General features: G+C 52.0%; 22 protein-coding genes. 2 read left to right on the forward strand and 20 right to left on the reverse strand.

What is annotated here, in order from left to right; all coding sequences use genetic code 11:
- Nucleotides 1-23 precede the first annotated feature (23 nt).
- The 20 genes from GBAG_RS14010 to lrhA all read right to left on the reverse strand — a co-directional run bounded on the left by GBAG_RS14010 (nt 24) and on the right by lrhA (nt 22,002).
- Nucleotides 24-656: a hypothetical protein gene (locus tag GBAG_RS14010; protein WP_034497196.1), complete on the reverse strand. Its 633-nt coding sequence runs from the start codon at nt 654-656 to the stop codon at nt 24-26.
- A 92-nt stretch (nt 657-748) separates the two neighbouring features.
- Complete coding sequence (gene nei, locus GBAG_RS14015; protein ID WP_034497199.1) at nt 749-1,540, reverse strand: endonuclease VIII; 792 nt, start codon at nt 1,538-1,540, stop codon at nt 749-751.
- A 17-nt stretch (nt 1,541-1,557) separates the two neighbouring features.
- Nucleotides 1,558-2,490 carry a 5-oxoprolinase subunit PxpC gene (pxpC, locus tag GBAG_RS14020; protein ID WP_034497202.1) on the reverse strand — a complete coding sequence of 311 codons (933 nt, stop codon included), beginning with the start codon at nt 2,488-2,490 and terminating at the stop codon, nt 1,558-1,560.
- Nucleotides 2,484-3,140, reverse strand: coding sequence for a 5-oxoprolinase subunit PxpB (pxpB, locus tag GBAG_RS14025; protein ID WP_034497205.1), 657 nt, complete (start codon nt 3,138-3,140; stop codon nt 2,484-2,486). Before pxpB ends, pxpC begins: the two co-directional genes overlap by 7 nt.
- Before the next feature lie 20 nt (nt 3,141-3,160).
- Nucleotides 3,161-3,904: a type 2 GTP cyclohydrolase I gene (locus GBAG_RS14030; protein WP_034497207.1), complete on the reverse strand. Its 744-nt coding sequence runs from the start codon at nt 3,902-3,904 to the stop codon at nt 3,161-3,163.
- Nucleotides 3,905-3,914: 10 nt separating this feature from the next.
- A complete protein-coding gene (phrB, locus tag GBAG_RS14035) occupies nt 3,915-5,333 on the reverse strand; it encodes a deoxyribodipyrimidine photo-lyase (RefSeq protein WP_034497208.1) in 1,419 nt (472 codons plus the stop codon).
- 131 nt (nt 5,334-5,464) lie between these two features.
- On the reverse strand, nt 5,465-6,922 hold the full coding sequence (gene nuoN / locus GBAG_RS14040) for an NADH-quinone oxidoreductase subunit NuoN (RefSeq protein WP_034497210.1): 1,458 nt from the start codon (nt 6,920-6,922) through the stop codon (nt 5,465-5,467).
- A gap of 6 nt (nt 6,923-6,928) precedes the next feature.
- Complete coding sequence (nuoM, locus tag GBAG_RS14045) at nt 6,929-8,458, reverse strand: NADH-quinone oxidoreductase subunit M (protein WP_034497211.1); 1,530 nt, start codon at nt 8,456-8,458, stop codon at nt 6,929-6,931.
- A gap of 79 nt (nt 8,459-8,537) precedes the next feature.
- Nucleotides 8,538-10,379: an NADH-quinone oxidoreductase subunit L gene (gene nuoL / locus GBAG_RS14050; protein WP_034497214.1), complete on the reverse strand. Its 1,842-nt coding sequence runs from the start codon at nt 10,377-10,379 to the stop codon at nt 8,538-8,540.
- Nucleotides 10,376-10,678: an NADH-quinone oxidoreductase subunit NuoK gene (nuoK, locus tag GBAG_RS14055; protein WP_034458791.1), complete on the reverse strand. Its 303-nt coding sequence runs from the start codon at nt 10,676-10,678 to the stop codon at nt 10,376-10,378. Before nuoK ends, nuoL begins: the two co-directional genes overlap by 4 nt.
- Nucleotides 10,675-11,232: an NADH-quinone oxidoreductase subunit J gene (gene nuoJ / locus GBAG_RS14060; RefSeq protein WP_034497216.1), complete on the reverse strand. Its 558-nt coding sequence runs from the start codon at nt 11,230-11,232 to the stop codon at nt 10,675-10,677. Before nuoJ ends, nuoK begins: the two co-directional genes overlap by 4 nt.
- A gap of 12 nt (nt 11,233-11,244) precedes the next feature.
- Nucleotides 11,245-11,787: an NADH-quinone oxidoreductase subunit NuoI gene (gene nuoI, locus GBAG_RS14065; protein ID WP_034458795.1), complete on the reverse strand. Its 543-nt coding sequence runs from the start codon at nt 11,785-11,787 to the stop codon at nt 11,245-11,247.
- 14 nt (nt 11,788-11,801) lie between these two features.
- Complete coding sequence (nuoH, locus tag GBAG_RS14070; RefSeq protein WP_034497219.1) at nt 11,802-12,779, reverse strand: NADH-quinone oxidoreductase subunit NuoH; 978 nt, start codon at nt 12,777-12,779, stop codon at nt 11,802-11,804.
- On the reverse strand, nt 12,776-15,499 hold the full coding sequence (nuoG, locus tag GBAG_RS14075) for an NADH-quinone oxidoreductase subunit NuoG (protein WP_034497240.1): 2,724 nt from the start codon (nt 15,497-15,499) through the stop codon (nt 12,776-12,778). The genes nuoH and nuoG overlap by 4 nt, the downstream gene beginning before the upstream one ends.
- 62 nt (nt 15,500-15,561) lie before the next feature.
- On the reverse strand, nt 15,562-16,902 hold the full coding sequence (gene nuoF, locus GBAG_RS14080; RefSeq protein ID WP_034497222.1) for an NADH-quinone oxidoreductase subunit NuoF: 1,341 nt from the start codon (nt 16,900-16,902) through the stop codon (nt 15,562-15,564).
- Nucleotides 16,899-17,399, reverse strand: a complete 501-nt coding sequence (nuoE, locus tag GBAG_RS14085; protein WP_034497224.1) for an NADH-quinone oxidoreductase subunit NuoE — start codon at nt 17,397-17,399, stop codon at nt 16,899-16,901. The genes nuoF and nuoE overlap by 4 nt, the downstream gene beginning before the upstream one ends.
- A gap of 2 nt (nt 17,400-17,401) precedes the next feature.
- Nucleotides 17,402-19,213, reverse strand: coding sequence for an NADH-quinone oxidoreductase subunit C/D (gene nuoC / locus GBAG_RS14090; RefSeq protein WP_115627733.1), 1,812 nt, complete (start codon nt 19,211-19,213; stop codon nt 17,402-17,404).
- A gap of 90 nt (nt 19,214-19,303) precedes the next feature.
- A complete protein-coding gene (gene nuoB / locus GBAG_RS14095) occupies nt 19,304-19,978 on the reverse strand; it encodes an NADH-quinone oxidoreductase subunit NuoB (RefSeq protein ID WP_034458804.1) in 675 nt (224 codons plus the stop codon).
- A gap of 15 nt (nt 19,979-19,993) precedes the next feature.
- Nucleotides 19,994-20,437, reverse strand: a complete 444-nt coding sequence (nuoA, locus tag GBAG_RS14100; RefSeq protein WP_034497229.1) for an NADH-quinone oxidoreductase subunit NuoA — start codon at nt 20,435-20,437, stop codon at nt 19,994-19,996.
- A gap of 629 nt (nt 20,438-21,066) precedes the next feature.
- Nucleotides 21,067-22,002: a transcriptional regulator LrhA gene (gene lrhA, locus GBAG_RS14105; protein ID WP_034497231.1), complete on the reverse strand. Its 936-nt coding sequence runs from the start codon at nt 22,000-22,002 to the stop codon at nt 21,067-21,069.
- A gap of 1,011 nt (nt 22,003-23,013) precedes the next feature.
- Between lrhA and alaA the strand changes: the two genes are divergently transcribed.
- The gene (gene alaA / locus GBAG_RS14110; protein ID WP_034497233.1) at nt 23,014-24,228 is read left to right on the forward strand and encodes an alanine transaminase AlaA; all 1,215 of its coding nucleotides are present in this window, start codon (nt 23,014-23,016) and stop codon (nt 24,226-24,228) included.
- 80 nt (nt 24,229-24,308) lie between these two features.
- Complete coding sequence (gene yfbR / locus GBAG_RS14115; protein WP_034497235.1) at nt 24,309-24,908, forward strand: 5'-deoxynucleotidase; 600 nt, start codon at nt 24,309-24,311, stop codon at nt 24,906-24,908.
- Nucleotides 24,909-24,932 lie beyond the last annotated feature (24 nt).

Here is a 24,932-nt window from a genome sequence, read left to right on the forward strand (position 1 = left end):
CAGCTCCTGAACCCTGCGCATTGTTATGCCTGCGGCGTATCCGTCAGATTAGTGATGCTCACGCCCTGCGGTGTCGACGTTTGCGTCTCTGTCGGCGACTGAATGGTTGGTGTCAACTCGGTGACTTTCGGCGGTTCCTGTGTTTCCGGCGTTGCGACTGGCGCGGCGGGTGCTTCAGCCTGCGTCTGTTCGGTGGCGGCAGGCTCTTCAATTTGCTTCGGTATCATCGGAATGGGTTCTGCCGGAATCGATTCTGATTTCGGTTTCGGTACTGGAGTTGATGCACGGACGATAAATGTCGGTTTGCCGTTCGTCACAGAATAGGTCACATGGCTGATAACGTCGCTTGATGTCGACACTTCGACAGGCGCGATGGTCACACGACCAATCAGCGTCCGGGCATAGCCGCCGACTTTATGCTTGCCCTCAGGCAGTTGAACCTCGAGACTCTCACTCGTCCCCAGCTTACCGGCATCCTTGCTATCGACAGTCACGTAAATTGCAGTGCCATCGTCAGTTTTAGTCGGAATATGCGTCACTGTCACCCGCGAGGAGCCGAAATCGAAAACCGGAGCCTGGTCGGCTGTTTTCGATTTTGTGCATCCCGTGAGGGCTAAAACGGCTGCCATGGCAGTCAGGGCGAAACGATAACTCATAGTACAACGTCTTCCTTTAAGATTTTTTTGTGATCTGCGTCCCAATATACCCGATCTCTGCCCGATGAGATAAACGCAATCTTCAGGATTGTTTAATGCTGACAGCCCGGGCACCAATAAAATGGCCTGGAGGAAAGCATTGTTTTCTCGATGATGCCACCGCAGCGTTCGCACTTCTGCCCCGCCCGATGAAACACCTTAAAGCTAAAAATCACCCCATGATGCTTATTTTCATCGACATTCCCACGCGTATTGTAGGAATGTCGCGGAATATCCAGCAGTGCATGCGACAGTTTGTCGAGTTGCTCGGGGGTTAAATCCTGCGCTTTATGCTGCGCCAGCAACCCCACCGCCCAAAGAATTTCAACGCGCAGATAGTTTCCTAATCCTGCCAGAAATGCCTGATCCAAAAGCAGACCGCTGAACTGCCGCTTGTGAAATCTCGTCGACAACAAACGCTCTTTCACCCGTTCAGCGCTCAGTGTGAGATCCAAAACATCCGGCCCGACGCGCAACAAAAATGGATGTTTCGCCAGACCGTCTGCATCGAGCATTTCAATATCCGAAGCGCTATAGAGCAAAATGGCTTTATCGGCTGTCTGCAATTTCACGCGCAGTACTCGCGTGGTTTCCGGCATTTCCCCGGTGTTGACCACGCGCCACACGCCATAAAGCTGGTTGTGGCTATAAAGGGTTAAACCGGCAGAAAAATGCGTCAGTAACGCTTTACCGCGTGTTTCGATACGCTCAACTTTTTGGCCGACAAGTGCCTGTTCAAACGCTTTTAATTCAGGAAAGGCGAACCACGCCGCAGTTAAAGGTTTACCTAAAACCGCGGCTTCGAGTTTATCCGCCGCTCGTCGTATTTCCGGGCCTTCTGGCATCACATTATCCCTGAAAATCAGTCTTCGTTATTCAGCCGCCAGGCCAGTTGCTCGAGATAAATATGCTGCTCGCGACGCGCTTTCAGCGCTTCCTCAAGCGTGCATTGCACAAAATGCACGGGTTCGCCGAGTCGTATTTGCGCCAGGTTAAACATATCGGCTTCAATTACGCAGGCGATTCTCGGATAGCCGCCGGTCGTCTGGGCATCGTTCATCAGCACGATAGGCTGCCCGTTATGCGGCACCTGAACCACACCGGGCAACAAGCCATGCGACAGCAACTCGCGGTCAGTGGTGCGCTCCAGGCGCTGCCCCTGTAAGCGATAGCCCATGCGGTTACTTTGCGGGCTTAACTGCCACGGCAGACGCCAGAATTCATCTTGTGAAGTTTGCGTAAATTCATGATATTCCGGCCCCGCCAGCGCCCGAATGCGATTGCCCCATAACAGCTGTTTCACGCCCCGCGCTTCGCGGAAATGGCGTTTGGTAGGCAGCACAGGGATCTCATCGCCATCTTTCACCAAGCGTCCTTCAAGGCCACCCACCTGCGCTTTAAGATCGGTACTGTACGAGCCAAGAACCTCAGGCACGTCCAGACCACCCGCAACAGCAAGATAACTCCGCATGCCACGCTCAGGGTTTTTGAGCTTCAGTTGCTGACCCGCTTTCACCGGTAAACGCCAGCCAGTCCACACCGCGCGACCATCCAACTCGGCATGGCAACCCGCACCGGTCAGGGCAAACCAGGTATCCTGAGTAAACTCAACGACGCAATGGCCAAGCGTGATTTCCAGCGCTGCGCTTTCCGGCGCATTTCCTACCAACAAATTAGCGATTTGTAACGCTGGTGCATCAAGCGCACCGCAGCGGCTCACGCCTAATTGACGATAGCCATAGCGGCCGGTGTCTTGCACTGACATGTGCATCCCGGCACGAATAATTTTCAGCACACGCCCTCCTTTTGAGGCACAAAGCGCACGGTATCACCCGGATTTAATAATGTCGGTTTCTCTGCTGCCGGATTGAATAATTTCAACGACGTCTGACCGATAATCTGCCAACCGCCCGGCGTTGCCAGCGGGTAAATTCCGGTCTGACTGCCGCCAATTCCCACCGAACCGGCAGGAACCATCAAACGCGGTTCAGCGCGTCGTGGGGTGACAAGCGTGGGCGCAAGCCCTGCCAGGTACGCAAAACCAGGCTGGAAGCCGAGGAAATAGACCACGTAATCAACCGCCGCGTGTTGTTCGACCACCTGACTTACCGATAAACCGCAATGCCCGGCCACTTCTGCCAAATCTGGCCCGTGGTTGCCACCGTAAATTACCGGGATTTCCACGCAGCGCGAGGCGGGTATCATGGCTTCACTCTCTTCCCACCAGCGCTGGATGCGTTCAATGCCATCCAGCGCCAGGTTCTGCGGCTCACGTAATACGACGGTGATATTGTTCATCCCAGGGATGACTTCCGACACGGAAGGCGCTTCCAGCAATCGTTGGGTCAATCCCCAGATACGTTGCTGACTTTCCAATGATAATGGTGGCTCCAGTTCGAGAACCACTGCGCTTTCGCCTAATAGATAACAGCGTGCTCTTTGCACTTTTTCTCCTCGGTCTTGCGTTATGCCGGGTTCGGAATATCAATGAAGGTCACGTCTAAATCGGTTTCGCTGTTCAGCCAGTCGCTCAATGCCTGGATGCCGCCGCGTTCAGTGGCGTGATGGCCAGCCGCATAGAAATGCAGACCTTGTTCGCGCGCCGAATGAATAGTTTGTTCTGAAACTTCGCCGGTAATGAAAGCATCGACGCCAAAACGGGCCGCGCTATCAATAAAGCTCTGCCCGCCGCCCGTACACCAGGCCACGCGACGAATGTGTTCCGGGCCGGTATCGCCACACCATAGCGGTGTGCGCCCCAGACGCATTTCAATCCATGACGCCAGTTCAACGCCGGAAAGTGGCGTTGGGAACTCTCCCCAGGGCACCAGCGGCTCAATTTCACCTTTGGTTTCAATGCCCAGCAACGCACCAAGCTGCGCGTTATTACCGAGTTGCGGATGGGCATCAAGCGGCAGGTGCCAACCAAACAGATTGATATCGTGAGCCAGCAGCGCTTTGAGGCGATTGCGTTTCATGCCGCGAATCACCGGCGATTCACCTTTCCAGAAATAACCATGGTGAACGATAATAGCGTCTGCCTGTTGGCGTATCGCCTCATCAATCAGCGCCTGGCTTGCGGTCACGCCGGTCACAATTTTGCGAATCTCTTCGCGCCCTTCAACCTGCAAACCATTCGGTGCGTAATCGCTTATCGCAGCACTATTGAGCTTCTCGTTAATCAGACGTTCGAGTTCGCTATTTTTCATCTTCTTTCTCTCAAGATTTCCGGGCCGCTTCATAAGCGGCGAGTGTCGCGATACGTGCTTGTTTATGTTCAACAATGGGGCGTGGATAGTCCAGCTTCAATTGTTGTTTTTCTGCCCAAACCCAGGGCGTATGAATATATTTATCCGGCACATCAGTCAGCTCAGGCAACCAGCGGCGGATAAATTCCCCTTGCGCATCAAAACGCTCACCCTGTGTGGTCGGGTTGAAGATGCGAAAATAAGGTGCCGCGTCGGTGCCTGTGGAGGCTGCCCATTGCCAGCCGCCATTGTTTGCGGCGAGATCCCCATCAATCAGTTGTGACATAAAGTAGCGTTCACCACGCCGCCAGTCACACAATAAATCTTTGACCAGAAAACTCGCCACCACCATCCGTAAACGATTGTGCATCCAGCCTGTGGTGTTGAGCTGGCGCATGGCCGCATCCACAATCGGGAAACCTGTTTTCCCTTGCTGCCAGGCGAGAAACTGCGATTCATCTTGTCGCCAGACAACGTTGTCTGTCCATGAGATAAATGGCTGATGGCGACAAAGTTTCGGATACGCCACCAGCAAATGGCGATAAAACTCACGCCAGATTAATTCGTTTAGCCAGATACTCCCACTTCCCCCCTCCAGCGCCTGGGGATGTTCTTTCAGCAGACGATGTAAACACTGGCGTGGGGACAACACACCCGTCGCCAGATACGCCGATAAGCGGCTGGTCCCGTCGATGGCGGGGAAATCCCGTTGTTGCTCGTAATCGGCAACCGGCTGGCGGCAAAACTGGCGCAGTTGGTTAATCGCCTGCTGTTCGCCGATGGGGAACAAACTTTCATCTATTGGCTGGCGGGAATAATCAAATTCGCGGAGTATTTCTGGCTCAGGCAATGTGATTTCACGTGCTTTCGGCGCCGGAACACATTCCGGTAAACCTTCGTGCAAGCGTTTGATAAACGCTTTGCTAAAAGGTGTGAAGACTTTGTACATCTCGTGATTGCCCGTTGTGACGCTGCCGGGCGGCAGTAATACGCTGTCATCAAAACCCTGACAAACCACATCCCGACCCAGCGCCTTCTCAACCGCTGCATCACGCTGGCGTTCATTAAGTTCGTATTGATAGTTATAAAACAGGGCGTCGATGTGTTGCTGTTCACAGAAACTCTTCAGGTATTCAGCGCAGGCATTAAAATCAGCCACTTCATGAACCCGCAACTCAATGCCGCGCTGGGCAAGTGCGTGAGACAAACTTTGCACGTGTTGCCAGATAAACTCGGCCTGACGCGGGGCCATATCGTGCTGCCGCCATTGCCCTGGTGTGGCAATAAAAAGACCGACGACACGAGCGTGGGGATCACGACATGCGGCTGCTAATGCCAGGTTATCATTTACCCGTAAATCATTGCGAAACCAGACCAGATGCGTGGTCATAAAACTCCATATTTAATTACCTGGCGCAAGATATGCTTCCGCACGTTTGAAAATGCTCGCTTAAGTGTAGCAAGCCCATAAAACAAAAAGGGCCACCCTGTTGGGCAGCCCTTTCACAGGTCGGGTTGGAACTACATCATCGGTGTCGCCATACGCACCAGCGTAATCAGCGGTTGCGGGTAAACACCCAGCAACAACACCAGCACAGCGGAGATCAGCACGACAACGCCGCCCGCAGTAAATGCCCAGTTTGTTGGCGCATCACGGCCTGGCTGTTGCGGTGCGTTCAGGTACAAACTCACCGTCACACGCAGATAGTAGTAAAGACCAATCGCACTGCCCAGTACCACAGCACCGGTCAGCCACCACAGGTGAGACTGCACACCGACGGCGATGATGTAGAACTTACCGATGAAGCCCAGGGTCATTGGGATACCCGCCAGAGACAACATCATCACGGTCATCACCGCAGACAGAATCGGCTTGTGCCAGAACAGACCACGATAGGAGTACAGCGAATCAGCATCCGGACCACGGTACGGGCTGGACATCAGGCTGACAACACCGAACGCGCCGAGGCTGCTGAACAGATAACCGGCCAGATACACACCAACGGATTCCATCGACATATCGCCGCTTTGCAGCGCAATCAGTGCCACCAGCAGATAACCCAGGTGCGCGATAGACGAGTAACCCAGCAGGCGTTTGATGTTGGTCTGGCTCAACGCCATCAGGTTACCAACGATGATAGATGCGAAGGCGATAATCCCCAGCACCACACGCACTGCTTCGCTATCGCCAACTGGCGCGTAGAGGAACAGACGCATCACCACACCAAATATGGCGATTTTGCTGGCGGTGGCCAGGAAAGTGGAAACAGGAGCCGGTGCGCCCTGGTAAACATCTGGTGTCCACAGGTGGAATGGAACCAGTGACAGTTTAAAGCCAAGTCCAACAATCATCAGACCCAGACCCGCCAGCAGCAGCGGTTCATGCAGCATGTTATCGGCGAGGCTCTTACCGAGGCTCACAAACGACAGGTCGCCAGATTCCGCATACACCAGCGCCATACCGAACAGCAGGAATGAAGACGCTGCGGCAGACAGAATAGTGTATTTGATACTGGCTTCCAGCGAACGTTTCTGGCGGAAAGCGTAACCAATCAAACCGAACAGCGGCAGAGAAATCAGCTCGATACCGAGGAACAACGCTGCCAGGTGGTTTGCGTTAGCCAGCAGAATACCGCCGAGAGCAGCAATCAATACCAGTAAGTAAAACTCTTCGCGGTTGTCGGTATAACCTTGCAGCCACGGATAAGCAAACGTACAAGTCGCAAGGCTCGCCAGCAAAACCAAACCGGTGTAAAGCATCGCATAGCCATCAACGCGCATCAGCGGCGTGACGTCCATTGCGCCAGCCTGGCCGACAAACCACAGTGAAACGAGCGCGGCGTTCAGGCCGATTACTGCCAGTGTTGCATTGACAAAATGGTCGCGTCGCCACGCTATGGAGAGCATCACAACCACCACCGTCAATCCGACGACGAGCAGCGGTAGCAGCGCGATCAATTGTTGAGGAGTTATAGTCATGGCGAATTACGGCCTTGTAGTTGGAATTGAACTGGTAAACCACTGCTGAATATTGCTCATCGCGGAATGCGAAGTATCCAGAATTGGCTGCGGGTAGAAGCCCAACAGGACTAACAACACCACCAGCAACAGGATGATAAAGAACTCGCGCAGCGACATGCCTGCCAGTTGTTTATCACTGATTTCACTTTTCGCTTTACCGAAGTAAGCACGATGAATCATCGCCAGAGAATATACCGAGGCAAAGACCAGACCGAAGGTCGAGATAATCGTAATCATTGGCACGACACGGTAGCTGCCGAACAGAATCATAAATTCGCCAACGAAGTTACCGGTACCCGGCATACCCAGCGTTGCCACTGCAAAGAACAGCGACAGACCTGGCAGCCATTTAATTTTGTTCCACAGACCACCCATCAGACGCATATCACGAGTGTGCAGACGCTCGTAAATCTGACCACAGATGATGAACATACCGGCCGCAGAAAGACCGTGCGCAATCATCTGAATCACCGCCCCCTGGTAAGCCAGTTGGCTGCCGGTATAAATGGCAATCAACACGAAGCCCATGTGGGAAACGGAGGTATAAGCAATCAGGCGTTTGATATCGGTTTGTGCGAAGGCCATCCACGCGCCGTAGAAGATACCGATGACACCCAGCCACATCGCGATAGGTGCAAATTCAGCAGACGCTTCCGGGAACAGCGGCAGTGCGAAACGCAGCAGACCGTAGGCCGCGGTTTTCAGCAAGATACCTGCGAGGTCAACAGAACCCGCCGTCGGTGCCTGGGAGTGCGCATCGGGTAACCAACCGTGCAATGGAACCACTGGCATTTTCACCGCAAACGCAATGAAGAAGCCCAGCATCAGCAACCATTGAACGCTGCTGGACATTTCAGTGTGCAGCAATTGCTCGTAGTTAAATGTCCAGACGCCGGTTGAGTTGTAATGCACGAACACCAGACCAAGAATGGCAATCAACATCACCAGGCCGCTTGCCTGGGTGTAGATGAAGAACTTGGTCGCAGCGGTGATACGCGTCTTCCCGTCGGAGGCTTTGTGGCCCCACAGTGCAATCAGGAAGTACATCGGCACCAGCATCATTTCCCAGAAGAAGAAGAACAGGAACATGTCGATGGCAAGGAACACGCCGATAACGCCACCGAGGATCCACATCAGGTTGAGGTGGAAAAAGCCCTGATATTTTTCGATTTCATTCCAGGAACAGAGTACCGCCAGCACGCCGAGCAGACCGGTTAGGACCACCATCAGCAATGACAGGCCATCCAACGCCAGATGGATTTCAATCCCAAAGCGTGGGATCCACGGCAAAACAAATTCAGACTGCCACTGCGGCAAACCTGCGGATTGCGTCAGTGTGTAGCCACCGGCTAACCACAGTTGCAAAGAGAGAGCCAGTGTCAGTCCCATCGTTACCAGCGCGATCCAACGCGGCACTTTTACGCCGAAACGTTCAGTCTGCCAGCAGAAGAAGCCGCCAATAAAGGGGATGAGTATCAGCCAGGGTAATAGCATGGCATTTGTGTCCCTAAGTCAAAATAAACCAAAACATCACTCACATTCCCTCCCCTTATTCAGAGGAGGGAGCGTTGAATTAGCGCAAGACCAGCAGCAAGCCCAGAACAACCACCGCGCCGATACTCATTGATGCCACATACCAGCGAAGATAACCGTTCTCGCTCACCAACAGGCCGCGGCCTGCAAAGCGGGAAAGAACTGCCGGAATGTTCATCAGTGAATTCAGCGGATCGCTCTTAATCAACCAGGCGATACCGAGGAATGGCTTAACGAAGACTTTGTCATACAGCCAATCGAAGCCCCAGGCATGGAACCACCAGGTACCGAAGAAGCGGCCCGGTGCGCTGTTAGCAATGGAGGTCACCAGAGTGCGTTTGCCCAGCCACAGCCATGCTGCAATCAGGATGCCCGCGATGGCGACCACACCAGAAGTGATCTCCAGCGTCAGCACGCTACCGTGTGCAAGCTCTGTGGTTGCTGGCAGGACGCCCGCTAATGGCGGAACAATCATTGCCCCCACGAAAGTGGACAACACCAGCAGCACAATCAGCGGCAGGTGGTGAGTGATGCCTTTAAGCGCATGCGCGTGAATCTGCTCTTTACCGTGGAAGACGATGAAGATCATACGGAAGGTATACAGCGAGGTCATAAATGCACCGACCAGACCTGCAACCATCAGGTTCACATGACCATTCGCCATCGCACCGGCCAGAATCTCATCTTTACTGAAGAAGCCCGCAGTAATGAGTGGCAACGCAGATAACGCGGCACCGCCGACCAGGAAGCAGATATACACCAGCGGAATGGACTTACGCAGGCCACCCATTTTGAAGATGTTTTGTTCGTGGTGGCAGGCAAGAATCACCGAACCGGATGACAGGAACAGCAACGCTTTGAAGAAAGCGTGCGTCATCAGGTGGAAAATCGCCGCATCCCACGCTTGTACGCCCAGCGCCAGGAACATGTAGCCAATCTGGCTCATGGTCGAGTACGCGAGCACACGTTTGATATCGGTTTGCACCAGTGCCGCAAAGCCTGCCATCACCAGCGTCACCGCACCTACGATACCCACTAAATGCAGCACTTCAGGCGTTAACAGGAACAGGCCGTGAGTACGAGCAATCAGGTAGACACCAGCGGTAACCATGGTGGCCGCGTGGATCAGCGCTGAAACCGGCGTTGGGCCAGCCATCGCATCAGCAAGCCAGGTCTGTAAAGGCAACTGCGCAGATTTACCTACCGCGCCACCTAACAGCATCAGAGTTGCCCACATCAGCATTTGGTTGCCAGCCGCAAAGTGCTGCGGTGCCAGTTCAACCATTTCGCGGAAGTTCAGCGTGCCCAGTTCGTTGTAAAGAATGAACAGTGCGAAAGCGAGGAACACGTCGCCCACGCGAGTCACAACGAATGCTTTCATGGCCGCCGCGCCGTTCTTCGGATCGGTGTAATAGAAACCAATCAGCAGATACGAGCACAGGCCCACGCCTTCCCAACCGAGATACATCAGCAGCAGGTTATCGCCAAGCACCAGAACGACCATGCTCGCAATAAACAAGTTGGTGTAGGCGAAGAAGCGGGAGTAGCCCTCTTCCCCACGCATATACCAGGAGGCATACATGTGGATCAAGAAGCCAACGCCTGTGACCACAGAAAGCATGGTCAGCGACAAACCGTCGAGGATCAGATTAAAGCCGATATTGAAATCGCCGACTGACATCCAGGTCCATAATGGCTGGGTAAACGCTTCTCTTCCGTTGTTAAAGAAATCAACCCCAACAATCGCGGTGACTAACGCCGCAAGGCCGATTGAGCCAACCCCAACCGTGGCAGAAAGGTTTTCTGACCAGCGGCCACGAGAGAACGCCAACAATAAAAAGCCAATAAAAGGCAAAAGAATGGTTAACCAGAGAAGGTTCATCCACGCATCTCACTTACTGAATCGATATTCAGGCTCTGGCGACGACGATGGAGCTGCAATAACAGCGCGAGGCCAATACTGGCTTCGGCGGCAGCTAAGCTAATCGCGAGAATATACATCACCTGGCCGTCAGCCTGGCCCCAATAACTCCCGGCGACCACGAACGCAAGCGCCGCGGCGTTGATCATCACTTCCAGGCTAATCAACATGAAAAGCAGGTTGCGACGAATCACCAGGCCAGTCAGCCCAAGAACGAACAAAATGGCAGCAAGGATTAGTCCATGTTGCAGCGGAATCATACGTGCTCCTCCGTTTTTCTTTTAGCAGCCGCGTCAGCCTGGCGATTGCTCAGCACTTCACCAGGGCGGTCTTCACGACCCAGGTGGAAGGCCACAACCAGACCCGCTAACAACAGCATTGAGGCTAATTCCACTGCCAGAACGTACGGTCCGAACAGCGCGATACCTACCGCTTTTGCACTCACTGATGTGCCGTCGATACCCTGGTCATTCAGACCGAGAATCGCGTAAACCAGCACCGCCAGCAGGACAGCAGACAAAACACCAGGCCCAATCCACAGTTGCGGTTTCAGCCATTGGCGCTCTTGTTCAACAACCGAGCCACCAAGGTTAAGCATCATGACCACGAAGACGAACAGCACCATGATGGCACCGGCGTAAACGATAATCTCAAGCGCTGCGGCAAAGTACGCCCCCAGGGAGAAGAACACCCCGGAGATCGCCAGCAATGAGATAATCAGATACAGCAAGGCATGCACCGGGTTGGTATGCGTGATCACCCGTAAGGTGGTCCCAACCGCGATGATTGCGCAAATATAAAAAGCGAATTCCATTGCCTTGCTCCTTTAAGGTAATAGGCCTTTGACGTCGATAGGCTTGGCTTCGTTTTCCGCTTCGCCCTTATCTTTGCCGTCGATTGCCATACCTGCCATCCGGTAGAAGTTATATTCCGGGTATTTGCCCGGACCGGAGATCAGCAGGTCCTCTTTTTCGTACACCAAATCCTGGCGCTTAAACTCGCCCAGTTCGAAATCTGGGGTGAGCTGAATCGCTGTGGTTGGGCACGCTTCTTCGCACAGGCCACAGAAGATGCAGCGCGAGAAGTTGATGCGGAAGAATTCTGGATACCAGCGGCCATCTTTTGTTTCTGCTTTTTGCAAAGAGATACAGGCTACCGGGCAGGCTACCGCACACAGGTTACAGGCTACGCAACGCTCGGAGCCGTCCGGATCGCGCGTCAGCACGATGCGGCCACGGTAGCGCGGCGGTAAATAGACTGGCTCTTCCGGATACATCTGCGTTTCACGTTTGGCAAACGCGTGCAGACCGATCATCCAGATACTGCGTACCTGGGTGCCGAAACCAACCGCTAACTCTTTCAATGTCATGGTTTTTTCACCCCTTATGGTGCCTGATAGAGAATGACCGCGGCGGTCACCAGCAGATTGATCAGCGTCAGCGGCAGGCAAACTTTCCAGCCAAATGACATCACCTGGTCATAACGCGGACGAGGCAACGATGCACGGATCAAAATGAACATCATCATGAAGAACGCGGTTTTCAGCGCGAACCAGATGAATGGTGGTAACCACGGGCCATGCCAGCCACCAAAGAACAGGGTGACGATCAGGGCTGAAACGGTAACGATGCCGATGTACTCACCCACGAAGAACAGGCCGAACTTCATGCCTGAATATTCGATGTGGTAACCATCTGCCAGTTCTTGCTCCGCTTCCGGTTGGTCAAACGGGTGACGGTGGCATACCGCAACGCCTGCGATGGCGAAGGTCACAAAGCCAAAGAACTGCGGGATGACGTTCCACAAATTAGCTTGGTTATCAACGATATCGCCCATATTGAACGAACCCGCTTGCGCCACAACGCCCATCAGGGAAAGACCGAGGAACACTTCGTAGCTCAGTGTCTGCGCAGAAGCACGCATTGCGCCCAACAGTGAGTATTTGTTGTTACTTGACCAGCCAGCGAACAACACCGCATAAACCGCGAGACCTGCCAGCATCAGGAAGAACAAAATACCAATGTTCAGGTCGGCAACCACCCAGTTCGGGCTGACCGGCACAATCGCAAAGGCCAGCAGCATCGAGGTGAAGGCAATCATCGGTGCCAGAGTAAAGATGACACGGTCCGCAAAGCGCGGGGTCCAGTCTTCTTTAAAGAACATCTTGATCATATCCGCGACTAACTGGAGCGAGCCGCCCCAGCCAACACGGTTCGGTCCGTAACGGTTCTGGAACAGGCCCAGCAAACGACGTTCACCAAAGCTCATGAACGCGCCGCAAGTCACGACTACCAGCAGGATTACGACCGCTTTAAGAGTGCTCAGCAGAATGTCGATAACATCCGGTGTTAACCAACTCATTGGCCAGCCTCCTGGAGATTTTCAAGACGAGCACCCGCCAGTACCGGAGCAATGCCTGGCATCCCCATCGGTAAACCAACCTGCCCTGCTGCCAGACCTTCGGAAAGTTGCAGCGGCAGACTCAACGTCTGGCCTTCGTAACTAAACGAAATCAGGCTTCCCGCATTCACGCCCAGTTTTGCAGCGTCTGCCGGATTGAGCTTGATATACGGCTCGGCCATGCGGCTCTGGAATATCGGAGATCGCTGGGACATTTCATCGCTGCCAAACAGATGGTAGTAAGGCGCGATACGCCATTTCCCTTCTTCGGCATGGAAGATTTCCGGCACGTCGGTGAAGTAATCAATCCCTGTTTCGGACGCTTCAATCAGACGTACACCCGGGTCACCATGACGCAGTTTGCCACCCACTTCGGCCTGGAATTTGTTCCATGCCTGCGGTGAGTTCCAGCCTGGCGCCCACGCAAATGGAATTTGCTGGCGGTTAGCCGACGGGCTGTTGTTCCCTTCCATAGAGAAAGCAAACATGGTGTCTTTATCCTGCGGCTGGCGCGGTTCATGCACGCTGATGTTCGCGCGCATCGCCGTACGGCCACTAGAGCGGATTGGAGAACGCGACAGTTTCTGACCACGAATACGGAAGCTGGCATCTGGTGCCGCATCTTTAATTCCGGCCAGTTGTGGCAGCGCTTTCACGCACGCGTCGATAACGTGGTCGAGTTGCGTCCAGTCCACTTCACGGCTTTGAACCGTGCTGTGAAGAGAGTGCAACCAGCGCCAGCTTTCGAGCATCACCACTGAATGGTCGTAGTAAGACGGGTCATAAACCTGGAAGAAACGCTGTGCGCGGCCTTCGTTGTTAATCACTGTTCCGTCGCTTTCAGCAAAGCTTGCGGTGGACAGCACCAGGTGGGCTTTGTCCATAATCGCCGTGCGTTGATGGTCAATAACCATCACCAACGGAGCTTTGCTCAGTGCTGCGTCAACACGCGCCGCAGAAGCATGACGATGCAGATCGTTTTCCAGCACCACGACCGCATCGGCCGCACCGCTTTCCAGTTCACTCAACGCTTCTTCAAGCGAGCCGCCGCCAATCATGCCGAGGCCTAAGCTATTAACCGCGCGAGCGACCATAGTGATACCGACATCGGCACCACGGCCTTTCAGTGCTTTAGCCACGTTAGCTGCCGCCTGAATCACCGCTTCGCTACCGGCGTTAGTACCGGATACAATCAATGGTTTTTTCGCACCCGCCAGCGCTTGCACGATAACGTCGACTTTGTTTTTCAGGTCGCGATCCAATTCAACTGCTGGAGAACTGCTGTCCAGCGCGTTGGCGATTGCGAAGCCCAGACGCGCCTGATCTTCAACCGGCGCACGGTAAGTCCACGCGGCGATGTCGTCCAGACGAGTGCTGTCGATGTTGGTGACAAACAGTGGATGTTTGGCGTGCTGACCAATGTTCAGGATTGCGGCAATCTGCCAGTCAGCCACTTTCTGCGCTGCTGCCATTTCACGCGCTTTGCCTTTGACGGCCTGACGCACAGCCAGCGCAACACGTGCACCAGTTTGGGTAATGTCTTCGCCCAGCACCAGAACCGCATCGTAAGATTCGATTTCACGCAGCGCCGGAGTGTGAACGCCGCTTTCTTGCAGCACTTTGAGCATCAGTTGCAAACGTGCTTGTTCACCGGTTGCAATACCAGTGTAGAAGTTGTCCGCACCGACCAACTCGCGCAGCGCAAAGTTGCTTTCTACGCTGGCACGAGGGGATCCAATACCGATCACTTTCTTCGACTGGCGCAGAATATCTGCCGCGCCCTGCATCGCTTGTTCAGCGTTCAGGGTGATCAGATCGTCGCCACGACGCTGGATCGGCTGACGTGGACGATCCTTCAGGTTGACGTAGCCATAACCGAAGCGGCCACGGTCACACAAGAAGTAGTGGTTCACGGTACCGTTATAGCGGTTTTCGATACGACGCAATTCACCATAGCGCTCACCAGGGCTTGTGTTACAGCCGATGCTGCACTGCTGGCAAATGCTCGGTGCAAACTGCATATCCCACTTACGGTTATAGCGCTCGGAGTGAGTTTTGTCCGTGAACACGCCGGTCGGGCAGATTTCTACCAGGTTACCGGAGAATTCGCTCTCAAGCGTGCCGTCTTCCGGGCGACCGAAGTAGACGTTATCGTGCGCGCCATAAACACCCAGGTCGGTGCCGTCAGCGTAATCTTTGTAATAACGTACGCAGCGGTAACAGGCGATACAGCGGTTCATTTCGTGAGAGATGAACGGGCCGAGATCCTGATTACGGTGAGTACGTTTGGTGAAGCGATAGCGGCGGAAGCTATGACCGGTCATGACCGTCATATCCTGCAAGTGGCAGTTGCCGCCTTCTTCACAAACCGGGCAATCGTGCGGGTGGTTGGTCATCAACCATTCCACAACGCTTTCACGGAATTCTTTTGCTTCACCGTCATCAATAGAGATGAACGTGCCGTCCGAGGCCGGTGTCATACAAGACATCACCAGGCGGCCACGAAGATCTTCTGCGTTCTGATATTGCTTCACCGCGCACTGGCGGCAAGCACCGACGCTGCCTAGCGCCGGGTGCCAGCAAAAATAAGGAATATCGAGGCCGAGTGACAGACATGCTTGTAGCAGGTTGTCTGACCCGTTTACCTCATATTCTTTGCCGTCTACATGAATCGTAGCCATAGTCAGCATGCTTCCAGTTAATTATAAAATTTTTCTTACCTGCACCTTTATCGGCGCAGATATCACCAGCGTGCTTTTAACAAGTTCGGCTGAATACCACTAATGGCACGGGTGTTACCGAAATCTTGTTTGGCAATGCCTGCTTCGAATTCTTCGCGGAAATATTTAATCGCGCTCTGTAATGGCTCAACCGCACCTGGCGCATGCGCACAGAAGGTTTTACCTGGACCAAGGAATCGACACAGTTGCTCAAGTGTTTCGATATCCCCTGGCTGGCCTTCGCCACGCTCCAGCGCACGCAGAATTTTTACGCTCCACGGCAAGCCATCACGGCACGGTGTACACCATCCGCAAGATTCGCGGGCAAAGAACTCTTCCAGGTTACGAACCAGCGGAACCATACCAATTTCATGGTCTACGGCCATCGCCAGTGCAGTACCCAAACGGCTGCCTGCTTTGCCGATGCTTTCGAATTCCATCGGTAAATCGAGGTGTGATTCGGTCAGGAAGTCAGTCCCTGCCCCACCCGGCTGCCAGGCTTTGAATTTCAGTCCATCGCGCATACCGCCCGCATAATCCTCGAGGATTTCACGTGCCGTGGTGCCGAACGGTAATTCCCAAACGCCAGGGTTTTTCACACGACCCGAGAAGCCCATCAGCTTAGTACCGGCATCTTTGCTGGTAGAAATGCCCTGGTACCACTCAACGCCATCCGCCAGAATCGCCGGGACGTTACACAGCGTTTCAACGTTGTTGACGCAGGTCGGTTTACCCCACACGCCGCTTGAGGCAGGGAATGGTGGTTTTGAACGTGGGTTTGCACGACGGCCTTCGAGGGAGTTAATCAATGCGGTTTCTTCACCACAGATATAACGCCCGGCACCGGTGTGCACGATCAGCTCAAAATCAAAACCAGAACCGAGAATATTTTTGCCAAGCAGGCCCGCTTCGGTGGCTTCTGCAATCGCACGGCGCAGATGCACCGCAGCTTCGATGTATTCGCCACGCAGGAAGATGTATCCGCGATACGCTTTGAGAGCGAAAGCAGAAATCAACATGCCTTCAACCAAAAGGTGCGGCAGTTGCTCCATCAGCAAGCGGTCTTTATAAGTACCGGGTTCCATTTCATCGGCGTTACACAGCAGGTAACGGATGTTCATGGACTCGTCTTTTGGCATCAGGCTCCACTTCAAACCCGTGGAGAAGCCTGCGCCGCCGCGCCCTTTCAGGCCAGCGTCTTTAACACGGTTAACGACTTCATCTGGTGCAAGGCCAGTCAACGCCAGACGAGCACCTTCGTAGCCGTTTTTGCTGCGATATTCATCCAGCCAGACCGGCTGTTTGTCATCACGCAACCGCCAGGTCAGCGGGTGGGTTTCGGCAGTACGAATTACGGTTTTCATTTGTACTGCTCCAGCAAATCAGGGATCGCTTCCGGCGTCAGATGGCTGTGAGTGTCATCATCAATCATCATGGTCGGCCCTTTGTCGCAGTTGCCCAGACAGCAAGTTGGCAGCAGGGTAAAGCGACCATCAAACGTGGTTTGACCCGGTTTGATGCTCAGTTTTGCTTCGATAGCCGACTGAATGCCCTGGTAGCCCGTAATATGGCAAACCACGCTATCGCAATAGCGGATAACGTGGCGGCCCACCGGCTGGCGGAAAATCTGGCTATAGAATGTCGCAACACCTTCTACGTCACTGGCAGGAATGCCCAGCACGTCAGCGATGGCATAAATAGCGCCATCTGGCACCCAGCCACGCTGTTTCTGTACAATTTTCAGCGCTTCGATAGACGCTGCGCGAGCATCTTCGTAATGATGTTTTTCGTGCTCAATCGCATCACGCTCGGCCGCACTCAGTTCAAAAGCTTCAGCCTGGGGTTGTTGTTTATCGTGCATAGTTAGCGATCCACATCAGACATTACAAAATCGATACTACCCAGATAGACAATCAGGTCAGAAACCAGGCTGCCACGAATCGCAGACGGGATTTGCTGCAAGTGCGCAAAGCTCGGGGTGCGGATGCGGGTACGGTAGCTCATGGTGCTACCGTCGCTGGTCAGGTAGTAACTGTTAATCCCTTTCGTCGCCTCAATCATCTGGAAGGATTCGTTAGCCGGCATAACCGGGCCCCACGAAACTTGCAGGAAGTGAGTGATCAGGGTCTCGATATGTTGCAGCGTGCGCTCTTTCGGCGGCGGCGTTGTCAGCGGATGGTCAGCTTTGAACGGGCCAGCAGGCATGTTTTTCAGGCACTGATCAAGAATGCGCAAGCTCTGGCGAAGTTCTTCAACTTTCAACATCACGCGGGTGTAGCAGTCGCTGATGCCACCGCCGACCGGAATTTCGAAGTCGAAGTTTTCATAACCAGAGTAAGGGCGAGCTTTACGGATATCGAAATCGACACCAGTAGCACGCAGGCCAGCACCGGTAGTGCCCCACTCCAGCGCTTCTTTCTTACCATAAGCAGCAACGCCCTGAGAACGGCCTTTCAGGATGGTGTTGCGCAGCGCAGCTTTCTCGTAGGAATCCAGACGTTTCGGCATCCAGTCGAGGAACTCTTTAAGCAGACGTTCCCAACCGTTTGGCAAGTCATGTGCCACACCGCCGATACGGAACCAGGCCGGGTGCATACGGAAACCGGTAATCGCTTCGACCAGGTCATAGATTTTCTGACGGTCGGTAAAGGCGAAGAACACCGGAGTCATCGCGCCCACATCCTGAATAAACGTGGAGATGTACAGCAGGTGGCTGTTGATTCGGAACAGTTCAGACAGCATGACGCGGATAACGTCTACGCGTTCAGGAACCTTGATACCCGCCAGTTTTTCGACCGCCAGCACGTAGGGCATTTCGTTTACGCAGCCGCCGAGGTACTCGATACGGTCGGTATACGGAATGTAGCTGTGCCAGGACTGACGCTCACCCATTTTCTCAGCGCCACGGTGGTGATAGCCGATATCCGGAACGCAATCGACAATTTCTTCACCGTCGAGTTGCAGGACAATACGGAATGCACCGTGAGCAGATGGGTGGTTAGGACCGAGGTTCAGGAACATGAAGTCTTCATGTTCACTGCTGCGCTTCATGCCCCAATCTTCAGGCTTGAAGGTCAACGCTTCCATCTCGAGGTCTTCTTTCTGTTTGGTCAATTCAAACGGATCGAACTCGGTGGCACGCGCCGGGTAGTCTTTACGCAGCGGATGGCCTTCCCACGTTGGCGGCATCATGATGCGCGTCAGGTGCGGGTGACCATTAAAGGTAATGCCAAACATTTCCCATGTTTCACGCTCATACCAGTTCGCGTTAGGGAACAGTTTGGTTATCGTTGGCACGTTCAGGTCGTTTTCAGACAGCGCCACCTTGAGCATGATGTCGCGATTGCGATCGATAGAAATCAGGTGGTAGAAAACGGAAAAATCCGCGGCCGGTAAACCGTCGCGGTGAGTACGAAGACGCTCATCCATACCATGCAAGTCAAATAGCATGACGTAAGGTTTTGGCAGTCTTTTCAGGAAATCGACAACTTCCAGTAATTGTTCACGCTTAACCCAGGCCACCGGAACACCAGTGCGGGTTGGCTGAACAGTGAAGGCGTCCGGCCCAAAACGGTTACGCAGTTCGCCAATAACCGGATCATCAAGATGGTCACGGGTTTGCCAGGCTTGCTGGTTGGCATCATGCGCAGTTAAATCGGTCATAATTCTCACCATTGCAAATGGTACTGTGGTGACTGTTGGTCAGCGGCTTCGCGCTAATATTATTGATATGCGAAGTAAACTCACGCCGACCACAGGCGCAAATTAAATCTCGTCTGGTGTGCGCAAGTTGGTGACAGCAATACGCTCACCACGTTTACGTTCGCGCTCGGATTGCATATTGGCGCGATACACACCTTGATCGCCAACTACCCACGAGAGCGGACGACGTTCTTTACCAATAGATTCTTGCAGCAGCATCAGAGCCTGCATGTAAGCTTCCGGACGCGGCGGGCAGCCAGGGATGTAAACATCAACCGGAAGGAATTTATCCACGCCCTGCACCACGGAATAGATGTCGTACATGCCGCCGGAGTTGGCGCAGGCACCCATTGAGATGACCCATTTTGGTTCGAGCATTTGGTCATAAAGACGCTGAATGACGGGAGCCATTTTGGTGAAGCAGGTTCCGGCAATCACCATTAGGTCAGCCTGACGCGGAGAAGCACGCAATACTTCGGCACCAAAACGTGCCACGTCATGCACGGCGGTAAACGAGGTCACCATCTCAACGTAGCAGCAAGAAAGGCCAAAGTTATAAGGCCAAATTGAGTTTTTACGACCCCAGTTCACCATATCGTGCATGGCATGTTCGAGCTTGCCCATGTACACGCTACGGTTGATTTCTTGGTCAAGAGGATCGGTTACGATCTCCTGTTTTTGCAGGGGGTAACGGTCGTTCTCACCGTCGGGGTCTATGCGGGTGAGCGTATAGTCCATCTTATTGCCTCGCTGTTACTGCTGACGGTTAGTGATACTGTCGGTTTCCGGGTTGATTTGGGCACGGCGCGAACGCGCAGGTGTCCAGTCAAGCGCGCCAATACGCACCAGATACACCAGGCCTGCCAGTAACACTAAAATGAAAATTGCGGCCTCGACGAAGCCTACCCATCCACTTTCACGGATGGACACTGACCACGCATAGAGATACAAGGCTTCCACGTCGAAGATGACGAAGAACATGGCGACCAGGTAAAACTTGGCGGATAGACGTAAGCGCGCTGTACCAACTGAGTCGATACCTGACTCGAAGGGAGTGTTTTTGTGCCGACCCTTAGCTCTCCCGCCAAGGAACCAGGCCCCGAGAAGCATTACGCAACACAGGCCAATGGCAACAATAAGAAAAACTGCGAACGCCCAATGGTGAGCGATAACTTCAGTGGATGTTGACATACTCATTGCTTACTCATCAAAAGTGGCGCCAAAGTCTCTGCTCTTGCTGGCAGATGAACACCACATCGATTCATGGGGAGGAACAATAAACCTTACAATAACTGCTGGAATCAAAACTTTACCAGCAAATTGATGGGGTTTTTTACTCCTTTCTATAACCTTTTGTCAACTTTAACAAAAGTATCCACACATTAATTTACATGACACCACCTTCATTAACATTTAGTGCCTTAAACGTTAGTAACGCCGAGTGATTAACTCGGTTTTATTGATGGTGAATCGTGTCCGTAACGGTGGAAAAAAATAACTACTGTTCTATTTTGGCAGGAAATCTCAACTATTCATCCCCCCTATAGGGAGTATTTTCTTGATCTGAGACACGCTTTTGTTAATCCATATCAAAAACCAACAACATTGCGGCCTATTTTTTAACATTTAAACACGAGTTGATTCAGAAGACGGTGGATGAAGGCAGTCAGTGAGGGAGGTGCGGAGTGGTTTGTTTTAAAACATGTTTTTACAAAATAGCAATAAACTTATCTTGCGTTGAATAAAAAACAAGCCACTGAGCTAAAAAACAAACTCAGTGACCTGTTTTCAAATTTCATATTTTGTTACCAACAACCTGCCATGCGTTACTCGAAATCGCGTTCCATTAACACAGTGCCATCATCTTCATCTGATGAAGCCAAATAACGATAGGGATTTGGGTTGGATTCCAGCGCACTAAAAATAGCCTGCGCCAAATCATTGGTCGTTTGCATATTGCGGCACAACAGATATTGGGTCTCTGGCATCACGGGTAAGCCATCAGCGCTACCGAGCACGCGCAACTCAGGACTCATCATTTCAACAGGACGAGCGGTAACACCCAGGCCTGCTTTAACGGCCGCTCGTACCGCTGAAAGCGTTGAAGCAACGTAAGCAATACGCCAAGGAATGCGCTCTGCATTCAAATGCTCAAGCATCATATCCCGGTAAGGACTCGGATCGTCGAGCATCACCAGAGGGACAGTTTCACCTTTCTGGAAGACATAATCTGCCGCGCAATACCATAACGTCGGTGAAGTGCGTAAAACAATGGATTCAAAATGTGCAGGCTTCGCTGTCGTAACAACTAAGTCAACTTCCTGCTGGTTGAGCATTTCAATCATGAACGGATTACGTTTAACCCGCACGTCCAACGCAAGCTTTGGATAAACGGAACTTATCCGATTAAGCAGGAATGGCAGAATCGTATCCGCTGTTTCATCAGAGGCGCCGATGGTCAGCACGCCCTGCAAATTACTAAACATCAGTGAGGTGCAAGCTTCATCATTGAAACGCAGAATTTTTCGCGCGTAGCCCAGAAGCTGGATTCCATGCTCTGTCAGTAGCTTATTACGGCCATGACGTGCAAAAAGCTCTTTCCCTACTAACTGTTCCAGACGCTGCATCTGCTGGCTTACTGCCGATTGAGTACGGCACACCGCAACTGCCGCCGCAGCAAAGGTATTGAGATCCGCTACGGCAACAAAAGTCCTTAGCAGATCGAGGTCGAGATTTAATATCGGACGATTTGCGTTAATCATAATTTTTTCACTAGTAGGTTGCTCTTACGAGTCTGCCTTAGTTTTATTGCTGTGATTTATCAAAAAGATAAAGCAATTCCCTTTTACAGAACGTCCCCGTAGGGCTGCACCATCATCCTGACAGTCGCTCTGACTTTTTTATTTTCACTAACCCTGGGTGACACGCACCAATAATGTGCAGTGCGTATTCCGGGAGTTATTATACTGGCGTAAACAACATACAAACATTCGTCTTAACGTACTAGTCGCGTAAATTAAAACTGAGTAATTATTGTAAATCCACTTCAATAATGAGTTTTATTTATTCGATACACAACAACAACGAGTGTATGACTGATGAAAATCTTCTTAATGTTACCACGCAGCAAGGGTAATTAGCCGGGCATGGTGACCACGAACGAACCCACAACAAAACATAGAGTTGCGTAATATTCAACAAGAAACACCTGCCATTAACTGTAGGATATCTTACCGCAAATCGTCTCATCTCATAACTTTTGTTGCGAATTATCTGATCTCATTCTCTTTTTTAATTCTTTCTTCTACCAATTATTACCAAAATTGGACATTTTCTTTCAAGGTAAATGAGAGGAAATTCAACTCTATTAACTATTTATATTAATAATATCGGTTGTTATTTTTTTATACATATTATTAACTCACTCTAATGTATTCATTTTAACCTTAAGCATGAATATTCAATTTTCCTTAACTATTACTCAATTAAATTCGCAATTAACACAGCATTACCTGCTGCAACACCACACGCAGAGGTAGTTAACAGACTTAAAAAAACCTCATTTTGTTATATTTTTAATTGATAAATGCACACTTTACGACATATAACACTACAAAAACATCACTCACCTGGTTTTATCACTATCTCAAAAATTCAGAAGATTAATTACAGTTCAGCGCTTCGCCCACCTTCAAATCTGCGCGTGGCAGGAGTACATTGATGCCTGGTCGCTTCCACGGCAGGAAGTGACGCTAACATTTAAGGTCAGGTTCATGTCCCCTATCGAAAAATCCAGCAAACTTGATAACGTCTGTTATGACATCCGTGGCCCCGTGCTCAAAGAGGCAAAACGCCTTGAAGAAGAAGGGAATAAAGTCCTCAAACTGAATATCGGCAACCCTGCGCCATTTGGTTTTGATGCACCGGATGAAATTCTTGTCGATGTGATTCGTAACCTGCCTACAGCGCAAGGTTACTGCGACTCAAAAGGACTTTACTCCGCACGCAAAGCCATCATGCAGCATTATCAGGCACGTGACATGCGGGATGTGACGGTTGAAGACATCTATATCGGGAACGGTGTATCTGAGCTGATTGTGCAATCCATGCAAGCCTTGCTCAATAGCGGCGATGAGATGTTGGTTCCTGCTCCGGATTACCCTTTATGGACGGCTGCAGTATCACTTTCCAGCGGTAAAGCTGTTCATTATTTATGTGATGAGTCTTCCGATTGGTTCCCGGATCTTGATGATATTCGAGCTAAAATCACACCTCGTACACGCGGGATTGTGATTATTAACCCGAACAACCCAACCGGCGCGGTCTACTCTAAAGAACTGCTACTGGAAATCGTGGAGATCGCTCGTCAGCATAATTTAATTATTTTTGCTGATGAAATTTACGACAAGATTCTTTACGACGAAGCCCAACACCATTCGATTGCAGCTCTCGCACCTGATTTGCTGACTGTCACCTTTAACGGTTTGTCCAAAACTTACCGCGTCGCGGGCTTCCGTCAGGGCTGGATGGTACTGAACGGACCGAAAAAACACGCTAAAGGTTATATTGAAGGTCTGGAAATGCTGGCGTCGATGCGCCTGTGCGCCAACGTTCCGGCTCAACATGCGATCCAGACGGCACTTGGCGGCTATCAGAGTATCAGTGAATTTATCGCGCCTGGCGGGCGTCTGTATGAGCAACGCAATCGCGCATGGGAATTGATTAACGATATTCCGGGTGTCTCGTGTGTGAAGCCACGCGGTGCGCTGTATATGTTCCCGAAAATCGATGCGAAACGTTTTAACATCCATGATGACCAAAAAATGGTGCTGGATTTCTTGCTGCAAGAAAAAGTGCTGTTGGTTCAGGGAACTGCATTTAACTGGCCGTGGCCGGATCACGTGCGTATTGTGACTTTACCGCGCGTTGACGAACTGGAAATGGCAATCAATAAATTTGGCCGTTTCCTGGGGCACTACCACCAGTAAACCTTGAGGGGGGAGATGTTTGCATCTTCCCCTGCCCCCCTGCACAATGGTTTTCTTTGTAGTAGACACCGAGTGTACCTATGAGCCAGAGCCATTTCTTCGCCCATCTTTCACGTCTGAAATTAATCAATCGTTGGCCGTTGATGCGTAATGTGCGTACCGAAAATGTTTCGGAGCATAGCTTACAAGTCGCGATGGTCGCTCATGCCCTGGCAGTGATTAAAAACCGTAAATTTAACGGGAAAATTAACGCCGAACATGTTGCGCTGTTGGCGATGTATCACGACGCCAGCGAAGTTTTAACCGGAGATCTGCCCACTCCCGTAAAATATTTCAACTCGCAGATTGCCCACGAATACAAAGCCATCGAGAAAATTGCGCAGCAGAAGCTCATTGATATGGTGCCGGAAGAGTTACGCGATATCTGGGCGCCGCTTATTGATGAGCATCGCAGTAGCGATGAAGAAAGAGCGATTGTGAAACAAGCTGATGCGCTATGCGCCTACCTGAAATGTCTTGAAGAACTGTCTGCCGGGAATAACGAGTTTTTGCTGGCGAAAAGCCGACTCGAAAAAACCCTGGCGGACCGCCACAGCGAAGAAATGGACTATTTCATGAAGGTGTTTGTACCGAGCTTCCAGTTATCGCTGGATGAGATTAGCCAGGATTCACCATTATAGTTTTATGCCCTCACCCTAACCCTC

This window comes from Buttiauxella agrestis ATCC 33320 (assembly GCF_000735355.1).
GTDB classification, from domain to species: domain Bacteria; phylum Pseudomonadota; class Gammaproteobacteria; order Enterobacterales; family Enterobacteriaceae; genus Buttiauxella; species Buttiauxella agrestis.

What these genes read in the sequence shown, in the direction of transcription:
- alaA (WP_034497233.1), top strand. Translation starts at nt 23,014, where the DNA reads ATGTCCCCTATCGAAAAATCCAGCAAACTTGATAACGTCTGTTATGAC.
- nuoF (WP_034497222.1), bottom strand. Translation starts at nt 16,902, where the DNA reads ATGAAAACCGTAATTCGTACTGCCGAAACCCACCCGCTGACCTGGCGG.
- nuoI (WP_034458795.1), bottom strand. Translation starts at nt 11,787, where the DNA reads ATGACATTGAAAGAGTTAGCGGTTGGTTTCGGCACCCAGGTACGCAGT.
- nuoB (WP_034458804.1), bottom strand. Translation starts at nt 19,978, where the DNA reads ATGGACTATACGCTCACCCGCATAGACCCCGACGGTGAGAACGACCGT.
- nuoN (WP_034497210.1), bottom strand. Translation starts at nt 6,922, where the DNA reads ATGACTATAACTCCTCAACAATTGATCGCGCTGCTACCGCTGCTCGTC.
- GBAG_RS14010 (WP_034497196.1), bottom strand. Translation starts at nt 656, where the DNA reads ATGAGTTATCGTTTCGCCCTGACTGCCATGGCAGCCGTTTTAGCCCTC.
- nuoM (WP_034497211.1), bottom strand. Translation starts at nt 8,458, where the DNA reads ATGCTATTACCCTGGCTGATACTCATCCCCTTTATTGGCGGCTTCTTC.
- nuoC (WP_115627733.1), bottom strand. Translation starts at nt 19,213, where the DNA reads ATGGTGAGAATTATGACCGATTTAACTGCGCATGATGCCAACCAGCAA.
- nuoH (WP_034497219.1), bottom strand. Translation starts at nt 12,779, where the DNA reads ATGAGTTGGTTAACACCGGATGTTATCGACATTCTGCTGAGCACTCTT.
- nuoA (WP_034497229.1), bottom strand. Translation starts at nt 20,437, where the DNA reads ATGAGTATGTCAACATCCACTGAAGTTATCGCTCACCATTGGGCGTTC.
- nuoJ (WP_034497216.1), bottom strand. Translation starts at nt 11,232, where the DNA reads ATGGAATTCGCTTTTTATATTTGCGCAATCATCGCGGTTGGGACCACC.
- nuoG (WP_034497240.1), bottom strand. Translation starts at nt 15,499, where the DNA reads ATGGCTACGATTCATGTAGACGGCAAAGAATATGAGGTAAACGGGTCA.
- nei (WP_034497199.1), bottom strand. Translation starts at nt 1,540, where the DNA reads ATGCCAGAAGGCCCGGAAATACGACGAGCGGCGGATAAACTCGAAGCC.
- nuoL (WP_034497214.1), bottom strand. Translation starts at nt 10,379, where the DNA reads ATGAACCTTCTCTGGTTAACCATTCTTTTGCCTTTTATTGGCTTTTTA.
- nuoK (WP_034458791.1), bottom strand. Translation starts at nt 10,678, where the DNA reads ATGATTCCGCTGCAACATGGACTAATCCTTGCTGCCATTTTGTTCGTT.
- lrhA (WP_034497231.1), bottom strand. Translation starts at nt 22,002, where the DNA reads ATGATTAACGCAAATCGTCCGATATTAAATCTCGACCTCGATCTGCTA.
- nuoE (WP_034497224.1), bottom strand. Translation starts at nt 17,399, where the DNA reads ATGCACGATAAACAACAACCCCAGGCTGAAGCTTTTGAACTGAGTGCG.
- yfbR (WP_034497235.1), top strand. Translation starts at nt 24,309, where the DNA reads ATGAGCCAGAGCCATTTCTTCGCCCATCTTTCACGTCTGAAATTAATC.
- phrB (WP_034497208.1), bottom strand. Translation starts at nt 5,333, where the DNA reads ATGACCACGCATCTGGTCTGGTTTCGCAATGATTTACGGGTAAATGAT.
- GBAG_RS14030 (WP_034497207.1), bottom strand. Translation starts at nt 3,904, where the DNA reads ATGAAAAATAGCGAACTCGAACGTCTGATTAACGAGAAGCTCAATAGT.